3 protein-coding genes are annotated in these 4,486 nt (G+C 41.5%); 2 read left to right on the forward strand and 1 reads right to left on the reverse strand.

Features of this window, described 5'->3' with window-relative positions:
- Together V7K69_RS07035 and V7K69_RS07040 are read left to right on the forward strand one after the other, a co-directional pair.
- A partial coding sequence (locus V7K69_RS07035) for an EndoU domain-containing protein (RefSeq protein WP_335032663.1) occupies positions 1 to 1,223 on the forward strand: 1,223 nt, incomplete at its 5' end.
- Positions 1,224 to 1,451: 228 nt separating this feature from the next.
- Positions 1,452 to 4,112: a sensor histidine kinase gene (locus tag V7K69_RS07040; protein WP_335032665.1), complete on the forward strand. Its 2,661-nt coding sequence runs from the start codon at positions 1,452 to 1,454 to the stop codon at positions 4,110 to 4,112.
- Positions 4,113 to 4,170: 58 nt separating this feature from the next.
- On the opposite strand, the gene V7K69_RS07045 is transcribed toward V7K69_RS07040, so the two are convergent.
- A complete protein-coding gene (locus V7K69_RS07045; RefSeq protein WP_335032667.1) occupies positions 4,171 to 4,371 on the reverse strand; it encodes a hypothetical protein in 201 nt (66 codons plus the stop codon).
- Positions 4,372 to 4,486 lie beyond the last annotated feature (115 nt).

Genomic DNA, 4,486 nt, shown 5'->3' on the forward strand with positions numbered 1-4,486 from the left:
GGGGGAGCCACAAAAATGCTCCCTATTTTTTGTCTCCACCATCTTCTCAAAGTTTTGTCCCATCTAGCTTAGAGTTGCCTTGTCACCCTCTCAGCCTCACTACAGGCGTTTGGAATTTGAATGATGCTTTGATTGGCAACACTTCCAGCGATGTCAAAAGCGGATTGCAATCTACTCGCATTCGTAATAGTGGCAAAGTTACGATGAAATTTGATCGCACCACAGGCGCTGGCACAGTTACAATCAAACACGCTAAGTATGGTAGTGATGCTAACACCACTTGGGGATTGTGGTGTTCAACTACAAGCGGAACCTCTTGGACAGCAGTAGGTTCAACAATTACAACTAATTCTCAATCACTGCAAACAGCAACTTTTACACCTAACATTTCTGGCACAGTTCGTTGCGAAATCCGCAAGACTGATGGAACTTCCAACAGAACTAACATTGATGATATTGTAATTACCGATTATGGCTCTTCTGGTTCCCCCTCTCTACCTGCTGGCTCTGTACCATTCTTTGACAACATCAACAATCCTGTATCTGGACTAGCATACGGCAGCCCAGCAGATGTTACTCCTACTGCTCCAACTCTAAATACTTTTGACACCGCAGTTACCAATCTTTGTGGACAACCTGGTACAGTTGTCAGCCCTTCAAATTTCCAGTTGATGATGACAAATAATCCTACTGTTTTAGCCAATATTAAACAATATGTAGGAGGATATCTGGTTTTAGGGCGCACTTCTGATGCTGATTTCTTAGCTGACTTGACTAATGTCTGGTTTAATGCAGAAGGTTTTGATCATATTTTCTGTGGAGAACCTGTTGCTGGAGGTGCAATAGGTGGATTGCACTTTGTTGGTCGTTATCTAGAACTTCAACAAAAGGGTTTAGCTGGACGACTAAATAACAACACATCTAGAGAAGAAGTTGTTCCCAATGCTATTTATACCATTGGTGCTATTGTTAAAGTCGGCAATTCTACTTCTCAGTCTTCTATTAAGGGTTATGCCTACACTCTCAACGCTGAAGAAATTCTTTCTATAGCAGCTTTAGCATATAAAAATAACCCCAATACCAGTTCCACTAACACTGTTTGTAATTGGACTGTAACAGATCAGGGTAATACGTTTAAAGCTGTGTTTGTCAGAAGGAATGGTGGAGTCCGCACTTTCTATCCTGATGCTACTCCTGATAGCAACCCTGTATGTGTACAGTAATATAACCCTTATTTTCACGTAGGGGCAATTCCTGAATTGCCCCTACAGTGTTTGGTTTTGCTGCGATTGCTTTGCTTCACTTCGTTGCACGATTAAAGTTTTGTTCTTTTACCAGAAGTGGTATATTGGCTCTTGACCCGACCGAGTACAAACTATGTATAAGCCCACAGAACAGCGAAGTCGGGGTGTTGTACTCACTACTATAGGACAGGAAGGGAGAGTGGGCTTATGAACAAAAATATTGGGCAAAGTGGTGTTTTTCCTCTGTTGAAAGGTGTACCTCTACGTCGCATTCTCGTAGTGTTGTTTGTGCTGCAAATCTTGCTAGCTGTGGGATTGACTGCATACTTATCAATCCGCAATGGGCAAAAGGCTGTCAATGAGGTAGCTAGCGAGTTGCGTTATGAAGTCGCTAATCGAGTAGAGCAAAATTTACAGGCTTATCTCTCAACTCCGCGTCAAGTACTGCGCGGTAATCAAAATGTCATTGACATCGGGTTGCTGAAGATGGAAAATCTGGCAACTTGGGAGTCATACTTAATCAAGCAGTTAGAGATTTTTCCTGATGCTGTTGCTTTAACGGCAAGCAATGAACAGCAAGAACACTTAGCGGTGGAAAAGCTCAACGATCGCCAATATTTACTCAGAAAAGCTGATAAGTCAACTGGTTACGACCTCTACACCTACAAAATTGACTCTCTTGGTCAACGTACCCAGCTACCAGAGGTGATCAAAAACTATGATGCGCGATCGCGTCCTAGTTATCAAGCAGCAGTTACCGCTAAAAAATTCAGCTTTAGTCAGATTTTTACATCCATCACCGAACCAACGCTTCTAATTAGTGCTTCTCAACCTATATATAACTCTCAAGGTCAGTTACTTGGTGTCAACAGCACTCTAACTCATATATCACAAATTGGGGATTTGCTGCAAAATATTAAAGTTGGCAAGTCTGGGCAAGTTTTTATTATCGAGAGATCGGGGCTATTAGTCGCAAGTTCCACAACGGAAGAACCATTCCGCCTCCAAAATGGTAAACCGATTAGGTTGGCAGCTTCCCAAAGCGGGAATGCTTTTACTCAAGCCAGTGCTAAATATTTAGAAACTAAATTTACTAACTTTGACCAGATTAAGAGTTTACAGCAACTAGATTTCTCTTTTAACGGCAAACGACAATTTTTAGAAATTAGGCCGTTACAAGGCGAACCAAATGTCAACTGGTTAATTGTGGTAGCTGTCCCTGAAGCAGATTTTATGGGGCAAATTGATCGCAACACTCAAACTACAATTTTTCTCTGTCTGGGAGCGTTGGGATTAGCTACTTTACTAGGAATTGTTACCGCCCGTTGGATAACTCAGCCAATTTTGTACTTTAGCACGGCGACAAAAGATTTAGCCGATTTCACCAAGGTTGAAGACTCGGTGGTGATTGTACCAGGCATTAAAGAAGTAGAGGTGCTGGGTGAATCTTTCAACGAGATGATGCAGCATTTACGTAAAACCTTTACTGCACAAATTACTAAAAATGAAGAGTTAGAATTGCAAGTTAAACAGCGAACTGAAGAATTACAGCAAGAGATTCAAAAAAGTATTAATAGTGAGCAAAAGCTAGAAAAGCATAATCGAGCGTTGGCAGAACTGGCAAATCACAGGGCAATTTCAGAAGGAAATCTAGAAACAGCATTCAAAGTTATTACCGAGAAAGCCGCGAATGCTTTAGAGGTAGAACGAGTAAGTGTGTGGTTATTTAATAACGATGCCGACGACAGGCTACGTCAACGTACTAAACTACAATGTATAAGTCTCTACGAACGTAGCAATCAGAAACATTCGGCAGGTTTAGAACGCGATCGCGCAGATTATCCCATCTACTTTAAATCCCTAACATCTGCGCGAATCATAGCTGTCACCGATACTCGCACCGATTTACGGATACAAGAATTATGGGATGAATTTCTAGAAACAAAAAATATTGTATCCCTAATTAATACCTCCATTTGGGTTGGGGGCGAAGTGGTGGGAACAGTATTATATGAACAGATTGATATTCCTCGGATATGGGAACTGAGTGAGCAAAACTTCGTTAGCTCAATAGCTGAATTTGTCGCTCTGACTTTAGAAGTCTGCGATCGCAAAAGTGCAGAATCTGCTCTGCGTGAGGCGAAAGAAGCTGCCGAAGTTGCAAATCGTGCCAAAAAGACCTTTTTGGTAAATATGAGCCATGAATTGAGGACTCCCTTAAGCTCCATTCTTGAAATTGCATCAGCACTCGAAAATGAAGTTTACGGTACTGTAACTGAAGAACAGCGCCAGTTTCTAAATACCCTCGAATCGAACGGTAAGAATTTACTAGGATTAATTAACCAAATCCTTGAGCTTACAGATATTGAATCTAGCAAGATAGAACTGCAACTAGGGGCTACTTCCATTCCAGAATTATGTGACTCTAGTCTCAGTTTCGTCAAAAATTTAGCGTTACAAAAAAATATCCAGCTGAGTGTACAAATCCCTGAAGAACTCGAACCCATCCAAGTTGATGAGCGCCGCATCCGCCAGGTATTTATCAACCTGTTGAGCAACGCTATTAAGTTTACTCACGACGGAGGCAAAGTTTGGATTGAAGTTCAGCCAAATTCCACAAATGAATATATCTTTTTTAGCGTGGTAGATACGGGTATTGGTATGCTTTCCGATGACCTTTTCCGATTATTTCAACCTTTTATCCAAGTTGAAAATGCCTCTACCCGTCGTTCCGCAGGTACGGGTTTAGGATTGGTGATGGTGCAAAAAATCGTCGAGTTGCATGGTGGTACTGTCCACGCTGAAAGTCAGTTAGGCAAAGGTAGTCGATTTACAGTCAAACTACCGTGGAAAAAGGTTGGAGAGTAGGGGGTGGAGAGTTAAAATTAACCATTTACTCGTTTCCATACTTTGTACGAGAATGGATTTATTCTGCGATCGCTTTATCTAGTCCATTAAGATACCCAGTTTTAGCATTTTCACTGGCTAATTCTTTTGAAGTCGCTCTTAAGCGTGTTGCTCTACTTTTGCGAACAACACCCGCTATTTCATATTGACGGCTATCTTTGCCGTATTTAAAAGCAACTCCAATCAGCATTTTCTCAGTGAGGTCACTTAAGCTTTGCATTGCAATTCATCAAAATCCCTATTAGCGCTCTTTTATGTCTCTGGTGAGAGAAAAATGCTGTGATTTGCTGAGATTCTTGAAATTCCTTGAAGGCTGTGAACAATACAGGTGCTGC

The organism is Nostoc sp., from assembly GCF_036917775.1.
In the GTDB taxonomy this organism is placed as follows: domain Bacteria; phylum Cyanobacteriota; class Cyanobacteriia; order Cyanobacteriales; family Nostocaceae; genus Nostoc.